The following is a 15,711-nucleotide window of genomic DNA, read 5'->3' on the forward strand; positions in this document are numbered from 1 at the left end:
CAGTACCTCTCAAGAGTCAGGCGCTATATCGAACGGCAGAGGGGTCTAGCCGATACCGAGCACAGTTGCCACTAGTCGCGACTGTTCAGCCATATGCGTGCGAACCAGTCCGGTGGCCGGGCTCGCCGCGGCTTCACGTCCCACATAGACCGGCCGCCTGACCCTCATGTCCAGGCGGCTGAGTACCTTCTCGATGCGCCGGTCGACGAAGTTCCACGCCCCCATGTTCTCGGGCTCTTCCTGGCACCAGACGACGTCGGCATTGGGATATGGGGCCAAGGCATGGGCCAGCGAGTTCTCCGGGAACGGATAGATCTGCTCCAGCCGGACCAGGGCGATATCCTTGATCTCCTTGGACCGGCGCTCGGCCAGAAGGTCATAGTAGACCTTGCCGGAGCAGATTGCGACGCGGCGCACTTGATCGGGGGGCAGGATTTCGTCGATCTCAGGGATCACGTACTGGAACCGGGTGCCGTCGGACATGTCCTCGAGTGACGAAACCGCCAGCTTGTGCCGCAGCAACGATTTCGGCTCGAACACGACCAGTGGCTTGCGGAAGTTACGATGCACCTGGCGGCGCAAGGCATGGAAATAATTTGCCGGCGTCGTGAGGTTGCATACATACATATTGCGCTCCGCACAGAGCTGCAGATAGCGCTCGATCCGGGCGGACGAATGTTCCGGGCCCTGCCCTTCAAAGCCATGCGGCAGCAGCAGCACGAGACCGGACATGCGCAACCACTTGGTTTCACCACTGGCCAGGAACTGATCGATGATCACCTGGGCACCATTGGCAAAATCGCCAAATTGCGCCTCCCACAGCACCAGGGTGCGGGGATCGGCCAGCGAGTAGCCATATTCGAACCCCAGCACGCCGGCCTCCGACAGAAGCGAATTGTAAATCTCGATCTTCGCCTGGTCGGGAGCAATGTTGTTCAGCGGTGTGTATTCGTTCTGGTTCAACTGGTCGATCAGCACGGCATGGCGTTGGCTGAACGTGCCACGCTGCGTGTCTTCGCCGGACAACCGGATACGACTCCCCTCCAGCAGCAGGCTGCCGAAAGCCAGCGCCTCGCCGGTTGCCCAGTCGATGCCCTGGCCGCTTTCGAACGCTTCCGCCTTGGCCTCAAGCTGACGGGCTATCTTGGGATTGACGTTGAAGCCGTCCGGCACGTGGGACAAGGCGGCGCCGATCTTCCTGAGCGTGCCGGCCGGGACCTCGGTCGGCTCTTCCGTCAGTTCCACTTCCTGCTGATCGACCGGCGTGAAGCCCGCCCAGTGTCCCTCCAGCCAATCCGCCTTGTTTGGCTTGTAGGATTTCGCCGCCGCGTTGGCCTCTTCCAAGGTTCTGGTGACTGCGTCCAGCATACCTTGTGCATCCTCGGCGGAAACAGTGCCTTCCGCTGCCAGTTTCTCCGCATACAGGGCACGCGTTGTCTTCGTCCGGTTGATGGCCTTGTACATCAACGGCTGGGTGAAGGCCGGCTCGTCGGTTTCGTTGTGGCCGTGCCGCCGGTAGCAGACGATGTCCAGTACGATATCGCTGGCGAACTTCATGCGGTACTCGGCCGCCATCCGGGCGCAGAATATCACCGCCTCGGGATCGTCGCCGTTGACGTGCAGGATCGGCGCCTGGATCGACTTCGCGACATCGGTGCAATACAGACCGGAGTAAGCATGTGCGGGAACAGTGGTGAAGCCAATCTGGTTGTTGACGATCAGATGGATCGTGCCACCCGTCCGATAGCCAATGAGTTGGCTCATGGCCAGGGTCTCGTACACCAGCCCCTGGCCGGCGAACGCCGCGTCGCCATGCATCAGGATAGCCATGACCGAGCCGCGCTTCTTTGTGTCGCCCGCCCAGTCCTGGCGCGCCCGGACCTTGCCAACCACGACCGGATCGACGGCCTCGAGATGCGATGGGTTGGGTTGCAGCGACAGGTGCACCGTGTGTCCGCCGATCTCCACATCCGTGGAGGTGCCGAGGTGGTACTTCACGTCGCCCGATCCCTGCACGTCGTCCGGCTTGAAGCTTTCACCACTGAATTCGCTGAACAGCGCGATCAGAGGCTTCTTCACGATGTTGACCAGCGTGTTCAACCGGCCGCGGTGCGGCATGCCTATTGCGATCTCGCCCACGCCGGCTGCGGCAACGGTCTCGATCATGGCACGTAGCGCCGGGATCGTGACCTCGCCGCCTTCCAGGCCGAACCGCTTGGTGGTCACATAGCGCTTCTGGCAAAACGCCTCGAATCCTTCGGCCTCGGTCAGGCTGTGCAGGATAGTGCGCTTCTCCGCGGCGTCCAGCGTGGAATGCCACGGTGCGCCTTCGACCCGGCGCTGGATCCAGGACTTCTGTTCCGGGTCCTGGATGTGCATGAATTCGACGCCGATTGGGCCGCAATACGTCTCGCGGAGGATCTTCAGGATCTCACGCAGCGTGGCGGTTTCCTTGCCGAGCACGTAGTCGATGAAAATCGGCTTGTCCATGTCGGCTTCAGAGAAGCCATACGACTTCGGATCCAGTTCCGGATGCGGCGCTGGAATCTGCAGGCCCAGTGGATCCAGCCGGGCCTCGAGATGGCCGCGCACACGGTACGACCGGATCAGCATCAACGCGCGGAGCGATGAGATGGTGGCGGCCCGGACCTGCTCGGCGGACAATCCGCCGGGTGCCGTGGCGGCGGCGGGTTGCTCGTCGTAGCTGAGGCTCGGGCGGGGCGCCCAGGATGCGCCGCTTGCATCCTCCAGCACGGCACGCGCCTCATCGTTCATGGCGGCAAAGAGATCGGCGAAGCTGGGATCGACGGAGGATGGATTGGATGCCCAACGTGCGTACAAATCGGCCAGAAATGCGGCGTTGGCACCATTGAAGGCCGATGCCAGGATGTCGATACCTGCCATTTGTTACGATTCCTTACCTGTACGTCACATGCCTCTTAGAGAAGCGGCCCATTTGCGCAAAGACCGAATTGTCACTTCAGGGTTGTTCGCCCCGCATGTCCACACTTTGTGGGAAATTTATGGTCGCCGGCAGGCAGGCGAGGTAGCGTCCTGTACACAAAGACATGTCCGGCGACACGGGATGCCGCCGGACATTGCCGAGACGGTGCACGATATGGCTATGCAGCCATCATCAGTCACCCGTCATGTCGAAGGCTGTTCCTCCGCCGGGGGAGACGACGACCGATTGCGCCGTTCCGCCATGAACTGGTCGAACTCCGCCTTATCCTTGGCAAAGCGCAGGCGTTCCAGGAAGGCGGTGAAGTCCTTCTGCTCCTCTTCCAGGCGGCGCAGCGTTTCCGCCTTGTACTCGTCGAAGGCATGATTGCCGGAGGACCCATCGGTTCCCCATGCCCACGATTTCCAGGTGCTGAACGGTCCGGCGTCCTGCCAATTCTGAACCCGGGCTCTGCCGCGGCGGCTTAAGCATCCCATACGGCCACTCCCAATCATATAGAGTAACAAAGCCAGTCCCACTGGCCACCAGAACATGAAGCCGAGGACAACGATGGCGATTGCAACGGGGCGGCTCATACCCGCCGGATACCAGAAAGGCGGCGGAATACCTGCCCCAGCCCCGTTGGACCGCTGATCCCACTGCTGAGCCCAGGGACCTTGCCGGGAACCGCCCCAGCCGGTTGACGCAGGATTGCCGTTCCAGTCGCGATCACCATAGGGGTTACGATTTGCAGCACTCATCATTGAGGGCCTCATGTGAATGTAAGACACATTTACATTAGGGTCGAAGGAATGAGACGTCAAGCTTTGGAAACGTGAAATCAAGTCCTCTGCGTTCATCCGGGGGAATCCATCGCTGCAGCTTGGTCATCGAAGGCCGTCGCGGTGCCCAGTCCAGCGGAACTGGCGTCGAACCAATGGGTCGAACCTCTGGGACGATCGCTGCCGGCGCGGCAAGCCGGTGGCTGTCAACCGCCGCATTGGCGTTAAAATAGCGCGGCGGCGGCACGATGCTTGCCTCTTCGTCATGGCCCGGCTCGTCCGCGCCAACTGTCGCGGTACAGTGCTGGAACGGGTGGCCCAAACGAGCCGGGCCATGACGAAGAGGCAATAGCCCGCTGCGCTTTTAACGCCAATGTGTCAACCGCCGGCCAGGCCGAGGCTTTGCAGGTAGATCAAGATGCCGGCCTCCAGCAAATCCTCCGCAGGCATGGGCAGTTTGCGCCGGGAGGGGCCTGTTCGCACGAACAGCGATGCGATTCCGTGCGCCATGGCCCAGACGTGCAATGCCATCATCAGCGACGGAGGGCGCCGTTCCGGCGGCAGTGTCGCGGCGACCTGGTCTGCCGCTTCCCGCAAGACATTGAACGCCCGGTCGCCCGCAGCCTGCATCCCGGGATGAACGTCCATCGCGAGACGGGAATCGAACATCGCTATGTAATAGGCCGGCATCTGGCGGGCGAATGCCAGATAGGCCCGTCCAAGATCCTCGAATGCGCGCCCCGGGTTGGGACGACCACCATTCCAGGCCTCGGCCAGACGCGCCGCGAAAAGATCGAAACCGCGCGTGGCGACCTCCGCCAACAGGGCATCGGCGTCGCGAAAGTGCCGATATGGGGCGGCTGGGCTGACGCCCGCCAACCGGGCGGCTTCCGCAATTGTGAAGCCGGCCGGCCCCTTGGCGCTTATCAGTTCCAGCGCCGCGTCGATCAACGCTTCACGCAGATTGCCGTGATGATAGCCGCGGCGGCCTGAACCGCCATTTGAGGAACCAGACCAACTCATGTAAACACATTTTACATCGGTTCCCTGAACGGTTCCAGCGCCGCGGACATGAAAAAATGGCCCGGCCGCAAGAGCGGCCGGGCAAGTCAGGTCCGGGTTGACAAGGATCAATCGAGATCCCCTCGGCACGCGGGGTTGGGGCACCACCGGCCGAGGCCCACATAATCATTCAACGGCTCTGATCCATCTGTGAACTGCCTCACACACCGGCAATCACGAACCTGAGGTCGATCAGCAGTGTTGCGGTATGGCGGCGTCGCGGTTAGGTTCCGCTTTCGAATCTGGAGTACTTACCTATGGGTGCGCTGTTTTGGCTCTTGGATGAGCTACTCAGCCTATATCTCTGGGCCGTCATCCTGGCGGCGCTGTTCAGCATGCTGGCGGCCTTCGGGGTTCTGGACACGCGCAACCGCGTCGTTTGGAGCATCGGTGACTTTCTGTATCGCATCACCGAGCCGGCTCTGCGGCCGATTCGCAATTTGCTTCCTAACTTCGGGAGCATCGATATCAGCCCAATCATCGTCATACTCTTGCTGCAGGCCGCCCGGATGGTCCTGGCGAGCATCTATCAGGCGCTGATCCTGGGCACGTTGCGGCCGCTGTTCTGAAAATGTTTTGGTGCCCTCGTCCTGATGGCGTCAATCTCACGGTGAAGGTTCAGCCAAAATCGCGCCGGCCTGGCATCCAGGGCCGATCCAGTTCCTCGCGCGGCCCCTGCCTGCGCATTGGCGTGAGCGAAGCGGCAGAGGATGGCCGCGCCAACCGTGCAGCCTGTACCGTGCTCGCACAGGCGCTGGATATGCCGGCTTCGGCGGTAACCGTGACGCTCGGCCAGACCAGCCGCGACAAAATTCTCCATGTCGCCGGCGATGTTTCCCTTTTGAAAGCGAGACTGGAAGCTCTGTGACTGCTCGGCTTATTGACGGCAAATCCGTGGCTGCGGCATTGCGTGCCGAGGTTGCGGCGAACGTTGCGGCTGCGGGCTTTGCGCCCGGTCTGGCTGTCGTGCTGGTCGGTAGTGATCCCGCCAGCAGCGTGTACGTCCGCACCAAGGACCGTGCCGCGCGAGAGGCCGGCATTCAGGCGCACACCATCCATCTGCCCGCCGAGACCTCGCAAGCCGCTTTATTGGCGACCATCGAGGCGCTGAATGCCGATCCGGCAATCGATGGGATATTGGTCCAGTTGCCTTTGCCTCGCGGGATCGATCAGCATGCGGTGATTGAAGCGATTGATCCGGCCAAGGATGTGGACGGCTTTCATCCCATCAATGTCGGCTATTTGTATGACGGACGGCCAGCCCTGGTGCCATGCACCCCATCGGGCGTGATGAAGCTGCTGCATTCAGCCAACGTGACGACTGCCGGCGCACGGGCATTGGTTTTGGGCCGATCGGCTATTGTCGGACGGCCAATGGCATCGCTCCTGCTGGCCGCCGATGCCACGGTCACGATAGCGCATTCCAGGACCCGTGATCTGGTGGCGGAATGCCGGCGGGCAGACATTCTGATCGTGGCAGTCGGCAAGCCCGAGATGGTGACGGCAGAGTGGGTAAAGCCTGGCGCCACGGTAATCGATGTCGGTATTAACCGCCTTTCGGACGGTCGCCTTGTTGGTGATGTCGCGTTTCAGAGCGCTGCGGGCGTCGCCGGCGCCATTACGCCGGTACCTGGCGGTGTCGGGCCGATGACAGTCGCATGTTTGCTGGAGAACACACTCACTGCTGCAATGCGTCGGCGCCATGATTGTTGACGATTCAGTTGCCGCAACTGGACATTCCTCGATCATAGGCCGAAGTTTCGGCCGAAAGGTCTTGATCGGAAGTTCCTGCAGCAGGTGAACACGACGAACGTCATGAAACCACTTGCGTTGACAATGGGTGACCCTGCCGGAATTGGCGGGGAACTTACGCTGCGTGCCTGGCTGGCGCTGCGTCAGACGGGTCCGGTTTTCGTTGCATTGGACGATCCCGGACGCCTGGATTACACGGCACAGAAGTTACGGCTTGCTGTTCCCGTCCGTGCGGTCACAGATATTGCTGAAGCGGCCTCTGTATTCTCACAGAGCCTTCCGGTGCTCCCGACCAGGCTTCCTGTCATGCCCACCGCAGGTCAACCTGACAAGGCGAACGCCAATGCCATCGTTGACTCAATCAAGCAGGCAACGTTCCTGGCGCTTGCAGGCGACGCAAGCGGCATCGTCACCAACCCGATCAACAAGGCGGCGCTTTACAAGGCGGGATTCACCTATCCCGGGCATACCGAGTTGTTGGCAGCACTGAGCGGCGTGCCCGGGCAGCAGGTCATGATGCTGGCGAGCCCTCTGTTGCGTGTTGTTCCGGTCACGGTACATGCCTCGCTTCGCGATTCCATAGCGACGTTGACAACGGACAGAATTGTCACGGTTTGCCGAACGACAGAGCAGGCTTTGCGACGCGATTTTGGCATAGTGTCACCGCGCCTGGCGGTTGCCGGGCTTAATCCACATGCCGGAGAACAAGGTGCGTTGGGGATTGAAGAAATCACTTTAATAAAGCCCGCAATTGATGAACTGCGAGCAGATGGATTCGAGGTATCCGGACCTTGGCCGCCGGACACGATGTTTACCGCCAAAGCGCGAGCCTGCTACGATGTCGCGATCTGTATGTATCACGACCAGGCTTTGATACCGTTGAAAACTCTGGATATCGATCATGGCGTCAATCTAACCCTTGGTTTACCAATCATCCGTACTTCGCCTGATCATGGCACGGCATTTGACATCGCCGGTATGGGAATTGCTGAGGCAACGAGTTTGGTGGCTGCTATCGAACTGGCAGGTGCGCTGGCCGCCCGGCGAGGCGCGTGAAGTAAGCATGTTTGATTGAATCGGACCTTGAGGTCCGGAGCGGTTGCTGCCTGGCTGGAAACTGGCACCGTGGGGCATGCGTGAAGGATTGGGTCATGGCCTTCCTGGCTTGGCCGCAGTCCGGGAAGGTGCGTCCCCGGTTGCGGCAGCGTGGTTGATGGCGCATTTCTGTTCGCACAGAGAAGGAGCTGAGGGCCTTGGAGCGCCACGGAGCGCCAAGCCTGGAAATAGCGCTGCACCGTTGAATACGGCGGGAAATCCTTCGGCAGCAACCGCCACCGGCAGCGGACTGGGCAACGTAGAAGATCGTATTGACAACCTCACGCAGGCTGGTTGTGCGGATGCGTCCACACTGGCTGGAGGCGGCAGATATGGCTCGATCAAGGCCCATTCCGCATCCATCAGGTCGCTTGCTCAGCGCAGCCCGCCTCGTCGATACTTCGGGCGCGTGATTTCAGTCCGGGCCATCTGGATTCGCCCGGTGTCTTTGCAAAGGCGAGAGAATCCGAACCGCTGAAATCATGCAACCCCTGCCTGACTTCGACCATCCCCGCCCGAGCGAGCTATCTTGCCAGCCCCGATAATCCATTGACGAAGCACGCTTTTAGCGTCGGCCAGTCGGGAATGTCCGCAAATCCCCCAAGCCTCATCCCTGCACGGAGATATCCGTCAGCCGCCGGTGCTCATCCATCGCAAAGCGGTCCGTCATGCCCGCCACATAGTCGCAGACGGTCACAGCCGATCGCTGCATCCCGCCCGCCCCGGCGCGGGGGCGCCAGTCGTCCGGCAGCAGCGTGGGGTTGTCGTGCAGGATGCGGAACACCCCCTCGGTCAGCCGCCGCGCCTTGTTGGTCATGCGGTTGACCCGCCAGTGGCGGTACATCCGGGCGAACAGGAAATCCTTGATCGCCTGGTTGGCGTCCGCCATTGCCGGGCTGAACGCCACCACGCGCTGCTTGCTGCGGCGGATGGCGTCGGGACTGTCCGGGTCCAGGCTGGCCAGGCAGCGGCGGGTTTCGGCGATCAGGTCGGTGACCAAGGCATTGATCACCCGCCGCAGCATCTCGTGCCGCAGCCGCGGCGGCGGCACGTCCAGGCTGGATTTCTGCGCCGCCGCCAGCGCCTCGCCCACAATCGGCAGATGGTGCAGGTCGTCCACGCGGAACAGCTGGGCGCGCAGCCCGTCGTCCAGGTCGTGGCTGTGATAGGCGATGTCGTCGGACATGGCGGCGACCTGCGCCTCGGCGCCGGCGTGGGTGTCCAGGTCAAGCGGATAGCGCTCGTCGTAATCCGCGATATAGGCCGGCGGCTTCGGCAGCGGGCCGTTGTGCTTGACCAGGCCCTCCAGCGTCTCCCAGGTCAGGTTCAGCCCGTCCCAGCCGGCGTAGCGGCTTTCCAGCAGGGTCACCACGCGCAGGCTCTGGGCGTTGTGGTCGAAGCCACCGAACGGCTTCATCGCCTGGTTCAGCGCCTCCTCGCCGGCGTGGCCGAACGGCGGGTGGCCCAGGTCGTGCGCCAGCGCCAGCGCCTCGGTCAGGTCCTCGTCCAGCCCCAGCGCGCGGGCGACGGAGCGGGCGATCTGCGCCACCTCGATGCTGTGGGTCAGGCGGGTGCGGTAGAAGTCGCCTTCATGATTGACGAAGACCTGGGTCTTGTACTGCAGTTTTCGAAATGCCGAGCTGTGGATGATGCGGTCGCGGTCGCGCTGCCAGGGCGAGCGGGTCTCCGCCTCGGGCTCAGGGTGCAGACGCCCGCGCGCGGTGGCTGGGGAGACGGCGTAGCGGGCCAAGGGGGAAACACCGGGCATGCCCCGAGGCGATACACACAATTATGTCCCGCTTCAATTCCGCCGGCACATTCCCTATGTTGTACCGCATGGACAAGTTTTCCGTCACCGATCGCGCCGCCGCCCGTATTGCCGAGATTGTCGCCGAGACGCGGCAGCCGCCCGACGCCGCCTTGCGCGTCGCCGTGCTGGCCGGCGGATGTTCCGGCTTTCAGTACCGGTTCGAGTTCGACGGCCACCTGCAGCCGGACGACCTGATCATCCAGCACGGCGACGCCCGGGTGGTGGTGGATCCCGTCAGCATGGATCTGCTGGGGGGCGCGGAACTGGACTACACCGAGGCGCTGATGGGCAGCCACTTCGCGGTGCGGAACCCGAATGCCAAGTCTGCCTGTGGATGCGGCACCAGCTTCTCGGTCGATTGAAGCCCGGCACGGCGTCCCGGATCTGGTGTCCGGGTAAACGAGTGAACCCAGATTTGGCGCCTGACGACCGATTCGGCGCAATGAACTGCGCGCGGCCCGCAGGAATCCGCCATTCAGGCTGCTGGAATTTTGTGCAGTGCCATGATTTAGTGGGAACCTCCTGGCAAAGGCGAGCACGCGGGGCTCCGGTTTCGGACGGCGCAGGTCCGACAGGACGTTGGTATCGAGCAGCCAGCCGGCCACACATCGACCCCGCGCACCGGGGCGCGCACGCCTTCCGGCACGATGTCGATGTCGCGGCAGGGCGAGGCCTGCATGGCGGCGATCAGGGCCTCACCGGACCGGTCGCCCTCGCGGCGATGAAAGTCCTGCGCCGAGACGACGACTTCCCCGCGCCCGGGCTCGGTGACGATCCGCGTCCCTTCGCCGTGCGCGCGCGTTCGCTGAAGCGGCGAGTGGCCGGGGCTGCGGGGCCGCTTCTTCTTCTTCGTCGGCGGAGTCCCGGTCAATCTGGTTATAGCGACCAGACTGTCATCATCGGCCCGAGACTCGCAAGGATCCTGCCTTTCATCCGGCCCGGCCTGTCTGCCGTATGATCATTTCCTTTGTCATGCGTGATGTTCGGGGCAGGAGCGGCGTCCTGACGTCGGCGGCAGCCCGGTGCGTGCGGTCCATCCGGCGGGTCGCCATCGGTATCCGACTGGCCTTCAGCGCTTAAGCGGTTATCATGATAGACGCCTATCGGCTTTTCAGGAGGATGCCATGCCGGACGACACGACCCGCTGGACCGTTTCGGTGTCAAAAGCCACCGACATCGCCGTGCGCAGTTTTCTGGCGCAGCGCGGCATGAAGAAAGGCGATCTGTCGAAATTCATCGAGGACGCCGTCAAATGGCGCGTGCTCGACCAGACCATGGCCGAGGCCCGTGGCAAGTTTGCCGACGTGCCGCGGGAGGAACTGGAGTCATTGATCAATGAGGCCGTCGCCGCCACGCGCCAGGCGAAGTCCCCCAAGGCGACATGAGGCGTGCGGCTCGTCATTGATACGAATGTCCTCATCCGTGCCTTGCTCTCGGGCACGTCGCTGCCGGCCCACCTTATCGTGCTGTGGCGCGAGGGCCGGTTCGACCTTCTGACGTCGGTCGAACAGTTGGATGAACTGATGCGCGTGACCCGCTATCCGAGAATATGTGAGCGGCTGTCCCCGGCGCTGGCGGGCCGGCTCATCAACGAACTGCGTGACATTGCCACCGTGATCGATCGACTTCCTGTCGTCACCGCCTTGGCTGACCAGGCCGATAATTATCTCCTGGCCATGGCCGTGGCGGGTTCAGCGGACTTTCTGGTTACCGGTGACAAGCGCGATCTGCTGGCCCTCAGGCTGTATGAGGGCACCAGGATTATGACAGCGCGCGACTTTCTTGCGTTGCATCGGCGGCTGCCGTGACCGAATGGCGGTCGCGCCGCTGCCCATCCTGGTTCGGCGGCGCAGGGCTTCCAGGATCCAAGGCCGCGGGTCGAATGTCACACGCTGTCGCGGGACCGGCTGGGACTGGTGCGCGCCGTCACAGACCACCACGGCCCGCCTGGGGGCGCCAGTCAGCATTCGGCGCCTTCATGCTCCGCCCCGCAACGGGTTGACGATCGCGAGCCCTGCGAAATCCCTTTCGTTATCAGTAACAACGACGCAACCGTTGGCTTCGGCCACCGCGGCGATGATCATGTCGAGCGCGCTGCGCGGCCGGCCTTTTGCTTTCCCCTCGGCCATCAGCCGAGCCCAGATCAGGCCCGCCGCCGCGTCGAAGGGAAGGACGCGGCCCGCGAACAGCGCCTGAGGCCCCTCGGGACCGTCAAACCAGGCTTCAAGCCGGTCGCGCCGCTTTCCGGCGGGCTCTTCCAGCACGATGCGGCGTATCTCCGCCACGGTCAGCGAGGCGATGAACAGGTCCTGGTCCGCCTGCTGCGACATCCAGGCGATCAACGACCCGGATGGGTTCGGCTTCACACTGTTGCTGATGATGGCGGTATCCAGCAGGTAGCGCATCAGATCGCGACGTCGCGCCCCGTCTCCCGCGGACGCTGAAGGTCGAGGTCGGCGCCAACCAGCGGCGAACGGCGAAGCGCCGCGAGAATGCCGCCCGTCCGGGGCGGTTCACCGGCGATCGCCTGGCTGACGGCAGCGCGCAGCCGCGATGCCTCCGGCCCCTCCTGCGCCAGCCGGCGTGCGAGGGCGCGGATGAGGTCCCGGTCAGCCTCGCGGCCAAGCACTTCAAAGCGGGCGAGGCCGCGTTCGCCGAGGCGGGCGCGGTAGGCCCGGATGGCGCGGCTTTGGGAATTGCCCATGGACGGGGCCCGTGCTGCTTCCAGTAATATATCCGGTGAAGCCGGGGTTATCAAGACACGCCGGCTCCTCAATCGGCCGGGCGGGCGAGGGGATATCCGGGCAGCGCAACCCGAACGCGGACCGTCATGTGCCGATCAGCGCTCGGATCTTCGCGCGGATGACCGCCATTTCCTCCCGCGTTGCCACGCCTTTGCGGATCGCCCCTCGGGTCCGCCAATCAAGGCTCTTCACCTGGTCGGCGAGCGCGACGCTCGGCGGCGACCCCGACAGCGGCACTTCGAACGGGTACCCCTTGATATTCGTGGTCACCGGACAGCAGACCAACAGGCCGATGCGACCATTGTAGGCCGCAGGGCTGAGCACGACGGCCGGCCGGTGTCCAGCCTGCTCGTGCCCGGTTTGCGGATCGAAGTCGAGCCAGATGATATCGCCTGTATCCGGCACATAGCCGCCTTGACCCACCTACAGAATTTCCTTGCCGACCGGAGGGCCGAAGTCGATTTCCGCGTGAATATTCTCGTCGGACACCGCTGCGAGCAGGTCCGCGAGGTTGAACGCCGGTTCCGGTATCGGCTCTATGATCACGCGACCGCCTTCCTCGCGGATGTCCACGGGTTGGTCGAGCGACAGCCTGGCCGCTTCCATCACGGCGGCCGGGATGCGGACCGAGGCGCTGTTGCCCCATTTCCTGACCAGAACCCGCATTGGCATTCCTATATCGACAATGTCGATACATAGGGGCGGCCGCCACGGCGTCAATGCCGCGTTCGTGGCGAAACGCGCGACGTACAGCGGTGACCCGTGTTATGATCCAGCCCATGGGCCAGAGACACAAACCGGCATGGCGATGAGGACGGCAACCGACATCCTTCCCATTGAGGCAGCATCTCGCCTCGCGGCCTATAAACGCGACGTCCAGCGCGCGCTGCCGGGCGTGGAAAAAATGATCCTGTTCGGCTCCCGCGCCCGCAACCAGGCGCGCGCCGACAGTGACTACGACATCGCCGTCGTGGTCCGCGATCTGGCGGATCGCCGGCATGTCCGGCGCGTTCTTTCCAGCCTGGCTTATGACCATATCCTGAGTGGCTTCTTTATCCGGCCGATCCCCTTGCCGTCTGATTATCTTCGACCGCGCGGACGGCGGGTGACGGAGCTGGCCGAGGACATCCTGCGCGACGGCGTGGAAATCACGTGAGTTCCGATCCCGATCGGGCAGCGGTATCCTGGCAGAAGGCGGAAGCGCACCTCCGCGAGGCCTTGGCGCAGGATCCGGATGCCTCGCCGATGGCTGTCATCCACGCCAGCGACTATGCCATGTTCCATGCGGCCCGGGCGGTCCTGTTTCATGCGGCCGGCCGTGCGCCAAAGCGGCACGATGGGGTTATCCAGCAGTTCGGACTGCTGGTCCGGGACGGGGATGACGCTCTGAGGGCCACCGGGAAAGCATTCAACGAAGTGAAGGACGAAAGAACCGCGGCCGATTACGACGAGACGATCGTGCCATCACCCGAGGAAGCCAGAGAGGCGCTACTGGCGGCCGGCAGCTTCCTTGCGGTCTGTGGTGTCCGGTACAGGCTCCGCCCGTCTTCCGCTTGAGCAGGCGAACGGTCGAGGCGTCGCTCCGCATCATCGCTGACGACCGGGCATAAGGCGCCTGGGTTGCACGCCTGAGCATGGCATGGCGCCAACACTTTTCGCCCCGTCATACGCCGGCGGCTTCCGGGCGAGGCGTGGTCCCGTGGTGACCACAAACCTTTCCGGCGTTACACTGTTGTGCCGCTTGGCCCGCCGGTTGACCCTGGGCGCCGATGCAACGGGAGATGCGCCATGGAACTTTCGATCCGCGAGGCGAAAGCGCGCTTCGCCGAAGCCGCCGCGGCCGCCGCTCGCGGCGAGCCCGTTGTCGTCACCAGATACGGCCGTCCGTTCGTCGAACTGGTGTCCGCGCAACGGACCTCCGGCATGGATTTCGAGAAGGCGGAGAACGTCCGCCGCGCGCTTGGGCTGGATGGCCTCACCGTGCGTTTGCCGGCCGATTTCGATGATCCGGCGTTCAGCCGGCATGGGCCCGGCCTGCCGGATTGAGACGGCTGTTGGCGCGAGGCCGATGCGGTCTTGCGACGCGTGTTTGAAAATACACCGGAAAGTTGCATACCAGAAGCATGCCGGGTTTCATTCCTCGCACGCCATGGCCTGCCGACTTTCCCGAAGTCGCCATTCACAGTGTGCAGAAGATCCGGGACAGCCACCCGTTTTACGCTGCGGCGAAGTCTGGCGACCCCGTGGCCGCCAAGGCCTTGGTTATGGATCTGCTGGCCATGGACGCCGCCGATCGGCTCGGCCGCCTGTTGGCGGGTCGCCGGCCGCTTGTCCTGGCGGTGACCGCCGATGAGGTCACAGGCTTCAACGTGATCCCTGATGCCATGGCACAGGCGCTCGCCGCCGAGCTTGGCCTGGCGGCCGCGGCCGGCTGCGTCGTGCAGTCCACCAAGGTTGGTCACACGAAGGCAAGCGGGTGGCACCGCCTCGTGACGCCGCCGCTGTTTACCGGCGATGTGGTTGCCGGCGCCGATTATCGTCTGGTTGACGATCATGTCGGGTTTGGCGGTACGCTTGCCAATCTGCGAGGCTTTGTCGAGCACCACGGCGGCCATGTGCCGGGCATGACAACCCTGACGGAAACCCGCGAAGCTCGGCATAGTGCGGTTCGCCAGGACGTGCCGGATGTGCTAAGCAACAAGCATGGATACGAACTCGAGCAATTCTGGCGCGCCGAATTCGGCCACGGCACCGAATGCCTTACAAACATCGAGGCCGGATACCTATGTCGTGTTGAATCCGTTGCCGCCATCAAGGATCGAATGGCTGAAGCGGCAGAGTCTGCGCGTCGCCGAGGTTTTTCAGCCGGATTCGAAATGCCCCCCGATTCGCCCGGCGGGCTGACAGGGCGCGCCTGACGACGGGGCGCGCGCCGGCGGCAGCATCGGGCTGGACGCGGATGTATTTTCGATTGGGTTCCTGATGACGAAGCCAACCGGTGCTGTGCCCGTCAGGCAGCGAAACGCTGTTGTCGCCGATGCGTCTTGGTTGCGTCCTCCGACGACACTGGCAAGCGCGGCCGGACGGCGTTATCCTACGGTCATGGACACCCTAAGACCAACGGATCGGGACCGCTTCCGGGACGGAGACCGAGGCGCAAAGGCAGGCGCGGCTTGCCCGGGTGATGGCATCGGTCGTCAGAGGCCGCATCTTGACTGGCAATTTCGGGCGGACTGGCATTTGATTTCGGGAGGGGGTTGATGCCGATTCGCTGCTGGTGAGGAGCAATAGAAGTGAGTATCCTGAGATTTCTAGAGCAACAGCCGCCGATTTTGAAAGTCCTTGGTGGAGCACTTGCCGGGGTGGCCACTGTTGCGGGTGTAACCTATAGTGTAGTAATACCAACCCGCATAAAGAAGGACTCTCCCGGCCGGGCGCCTGGTTGACAGCACGTTCAAGGTTCGATTCGTAACCTCGAACGGCATTCGGACCAGGAGAGACGATGATGGGATCGCCATTGACGGT

General features: G+C 63.1%; 19 protein-coding genes. 11 read left to right on the forward strand and 8 right to left on the reverse strand.

The window, feature by feature from the left end; genetic code table 11:
- Positions 1–45 precede the first annotated feature (45 nt).
- The 3 genes from CCS01_RS16880 to CCS01_RS16890 all read right to left on the reverse strand — a co-directional run bounded on the left by CCS01_RS16880 (position 46) and on the right by CCS01_RS16890 (position 4,857).
- Positions 46–2,904 (reverse strand): 2-oxoglutarate dehydrogenase E1 component, encoded by a 2,859-nt coding sequence (locus CCS01_RS16880; RefSeq protein ID WP_104519943.1) that lies wholly within the window; start codon positions 2,902–2,904, stop codon positions 46–48.
- 243 nt (positions 2,905–3,147) lie between these two features.
- The gene (locus CCS01_RS16885) at positions 3,148–3,705 is read right to left on the reverse strand and encodes a DUF2852 domain-containing protein (RefSeq protein ID WP_239992200.1); all 558 of its coding nucleotides are present in this window, start codon (positions 3,703–3,705) and stop codon (positions 3,148–3,150) included.
- A 396-nt stretch (positions 3,706–4,101) separates the two neighbouring features.
- On the reverse strand, positions 4,102–4,857 hold the full coding sequence (locus CCS01_RS16890) for a TetR/AcrR family transcriptional regulator (RefSeq protein WP_239992201.1): 756 nt from the start codon (positions 4,855–4,857) through the stop codon (positions 4,102–4,104).
- A gap of 185 nt (positions 4,858–5,042) precedes the next feature.
- Here CCS01_RS16890 and CCS01_RS16895 point away from each other — a divergent pair, with 185 nt between their 5' ends.
- The 4 genes from CCS01_RS16895 to pdxA all read left to right on the forward strand — a co-directional run bounded on the left by CCS01_RS16895 (position 5,043) and on the right by pdxA (position 7,593).
- A complete protein-coding gene (locus tag CCS01_RS16895; protein ID WP_104519946.1) occupies positions 5,043–5,354 on the forward strand; it encodes a YggT family protein in 312 nt (103 codons plus the stop codon).
- Between the two features lie 2 nt (positions 5,355–5,356).
- Complete coding sequence (locus CCS01_RS16900; RefSeq protein ID WP_104519947.1) at positions 5,357–5,653, forward strand: DUF167 domain-containing protein; 297 nt, start codon at positions 5,357–5,359, stop codon at positions 5,651–5,653.
- Positions 5,650–6,498: a bifunctional methylenetetrahydrofolate dehydrogenase/methenyltetrahydrofolate cyclohydrolase FolD gene (gene folD / locus CCS01_RS16905; protein WP_104519948.1), complete on the forward strand. Its 849-nt coding sequence runs from the start codon at positions 5,650–5,652 to the stop codon at positions 6,496–6,498. Before CCS01_RS16900 ends, folD begins: the two co-directional genes overlap by 4 nt.
- A gap of 102 nt (positions 6,499–6,600) precedes the next feature.
- Positions 6,601–7,593 (forward strand): 4-hydroxythreonine-4-phosphate dehydrogenase PdxA, encoded by a 993-nt coding sequence (pdxA, locus tag CCS01_RS16910; RefSeq protein WP_104519949.1) that lies wholly within the window; start codon positions 6,601–6,603, stop codon positions 7,591–7,593.
- A 646-nt stretch (positions 7,594–8,239) separates the two neighbouring features.
- Here the strand turns inward: pdxA and CCS01_RS16920 are convergent.
- Positions 8,240–9,400 (reverse strand): deoxyguanosinetriphosphate triphosphohydrolase, encoded by a 1,161-nt coding sequence (locus CCS01_RS16920; RefSeq protein WP_104519951.1) that lies wholly within the window; start codon positions 9,398–9,400, stop codon positions 8,240–8,242.
- A 68-nt stretch (positions 9,401–9,468) separates the two neighbouring features.
- Here CCS01_RS16920 and erpA point away from each other — a divergent pair, with 68 nt between their 5' ends.
- From erpA to CCS01_RS16940, 3 genes are all read left to right on the forward strand, one after another.
- Complete coding sequence (gene erpA / locus CCS01_RS16925; RefSeq protein ID WP_104519967.1) at positions 9,469–9,804, forward strand: iron-sulfur cluster insertion protein ErpA; 336 nt, start codon at positions 9,469–9,471, stop codon at positions 9,802–9,804.
- Positions 9,805–10,566: 762 nt separating this feature from the next.
- Complete coding sequence (locus CCS01_RS16935) at positions 10,567–10,827, forward strand: ribbon-helix-helix domain-containing protein (RefSeq protein ID WP_104519952.1); 261 nt, start codon at positions 10,567–10,569, stop codon at positions 10,825–10,827.
- Between the two features lie 3 nt (positions 10,828–10,830).
- On the forward strand, positions 10,831–11,250 hold the full coding sequence (locus CCS01_RS16940) for a putative toxin-antitoxin system toxin component, PIN family (RefSeq protein WP_104519953.1): 420 nt from the start codon (positions 10,831–10,833) through the stop codon (positions 11,248–11,250).
- A 168-nt stretch (positions 11,251–11,418) separates the two neighbouring features.
- Here the strand turns inward: CCS01_RS16940 and CCS01_RS16945 are convergent, their stop codons facing one another.
- The 4 genes from CCS01_RS16945 to CCS01_RS16960 form a co-directional block, all read right to left on the reverse strand.
- Positions 11,419–11,847 (reverse strand): type II toxin-antitoxin system VapC family toxin, encoded by a 429-nt coding sequence (locus tag CCS01_RS16945; RefSeq protein ID WP_193540142.1) that lies wholly within the window; start codon positions 11,845–11,847, stop codon positions 11,419–11,421.
- On the reverse strand, positions 11,847–12,146 hold the full coding sequence (locus tag CCS01_RS16950) for a hypothetical protein (RefSeq protein ID WP_104519955.1): 300 nt from the start codon (positions 12,144–12,146) through the stop codon (positions 11,847–11,849). Before CCS01_RS16950 ends, CCS01_RS16945 begins: the two co-directional genes overlap by 1 nt.
- Before the next feature lie 124 nt (positions 12,147–12,270).
- Complete coding sequence (mazF, locus tag CCS01_RS16955; protein ID WP_104519956.1) at positions 12,271–12,609, reverse strand: endoribonuclease MazF; 339 nt, start codon at positions 12,607–12,609, stop codon at positions 12,271–12,273.
- Positions 12,610–12,852, reverse strand: coding sequence for an AbrB/MazE/SpoVT family DNA-binding domain-containing protein (locus CCS01_RS16960; RefSeq protein WP_104519957.1), 243 nt, complete (start codon positions 12,850–12,852; stop codon positions 12,610–12,612). It lies immediately after the preceding gene.
- Positions 12,853–12,916: 64 nt separating this feature from the next.
- Between CCS01_RS16960 and CCS01_RS16965 the strand changes: the two genes are divergently transcribed.
- The 4 genes from CCS01_RS16965 (at position 12,917) to CCS01_RS16980 (ending at position 15,104) form a co-directional block, all read left to right on the forward strand.
- Positions 12,917–13,342, forward strand: coding sequence for a nucleotidyltransferase domain-containing protein (locus tag CCS01_RS16965; RefSeq protein WP_239992202.1), 426 nt, complete (start codon positions 12,917–12,919; stop codon positions 13,340–13,342).
- Complete coding sequence (locus CCS01_RS16970) at positions 13,339–13,743, forward strand: HEPN domain-containing protein (RefSeq protein ID WP_104519958.1); 405 nt, start codon at positions 13,339–13,341, stop codon at positions 13,741–13,743. The genes CCS01_RS16965 and CCS01_RS16970 overlap by 4 nt, the downstream gene beginning before the upstream one ends.
- Positions 13,744–13,974: 231 nt before the next feature.
- A complete protein-coding gene (locus CCS01_RS16975) occupies positions 13,975–14,232 on the forward strand; it encodes a type II toxin-antitoxin system prevent-host-death family antitoxin (protein WP_104519959.1) in 258 nt (85 codons plus the stop codon).
- A gap of 77 nt (positions 14,233–14,309) precedes the next feature.
- Positions 14,310–15,104 (forward strand): hypothetical protein, encoded by a 795-nt coding sequence (locus tag CCS01_RS16980; protein WP_104519960.1) that lies wholly within the window; start codon positions 14,310–14,312, stop codon positions 15,102–15,104.
- Positions 15,105–15,711: the final 607 nt, after the last annotated feature.

The organism is Rhodopila globiformis (genome assembly GCF_002937115.1).
Lineage (GTDB): Bacteria > Pseudomonadota > Alphaproteobacteria > Acetobacterales > Acetobacteraceae > Rhodopila > Rhodopila globiformis.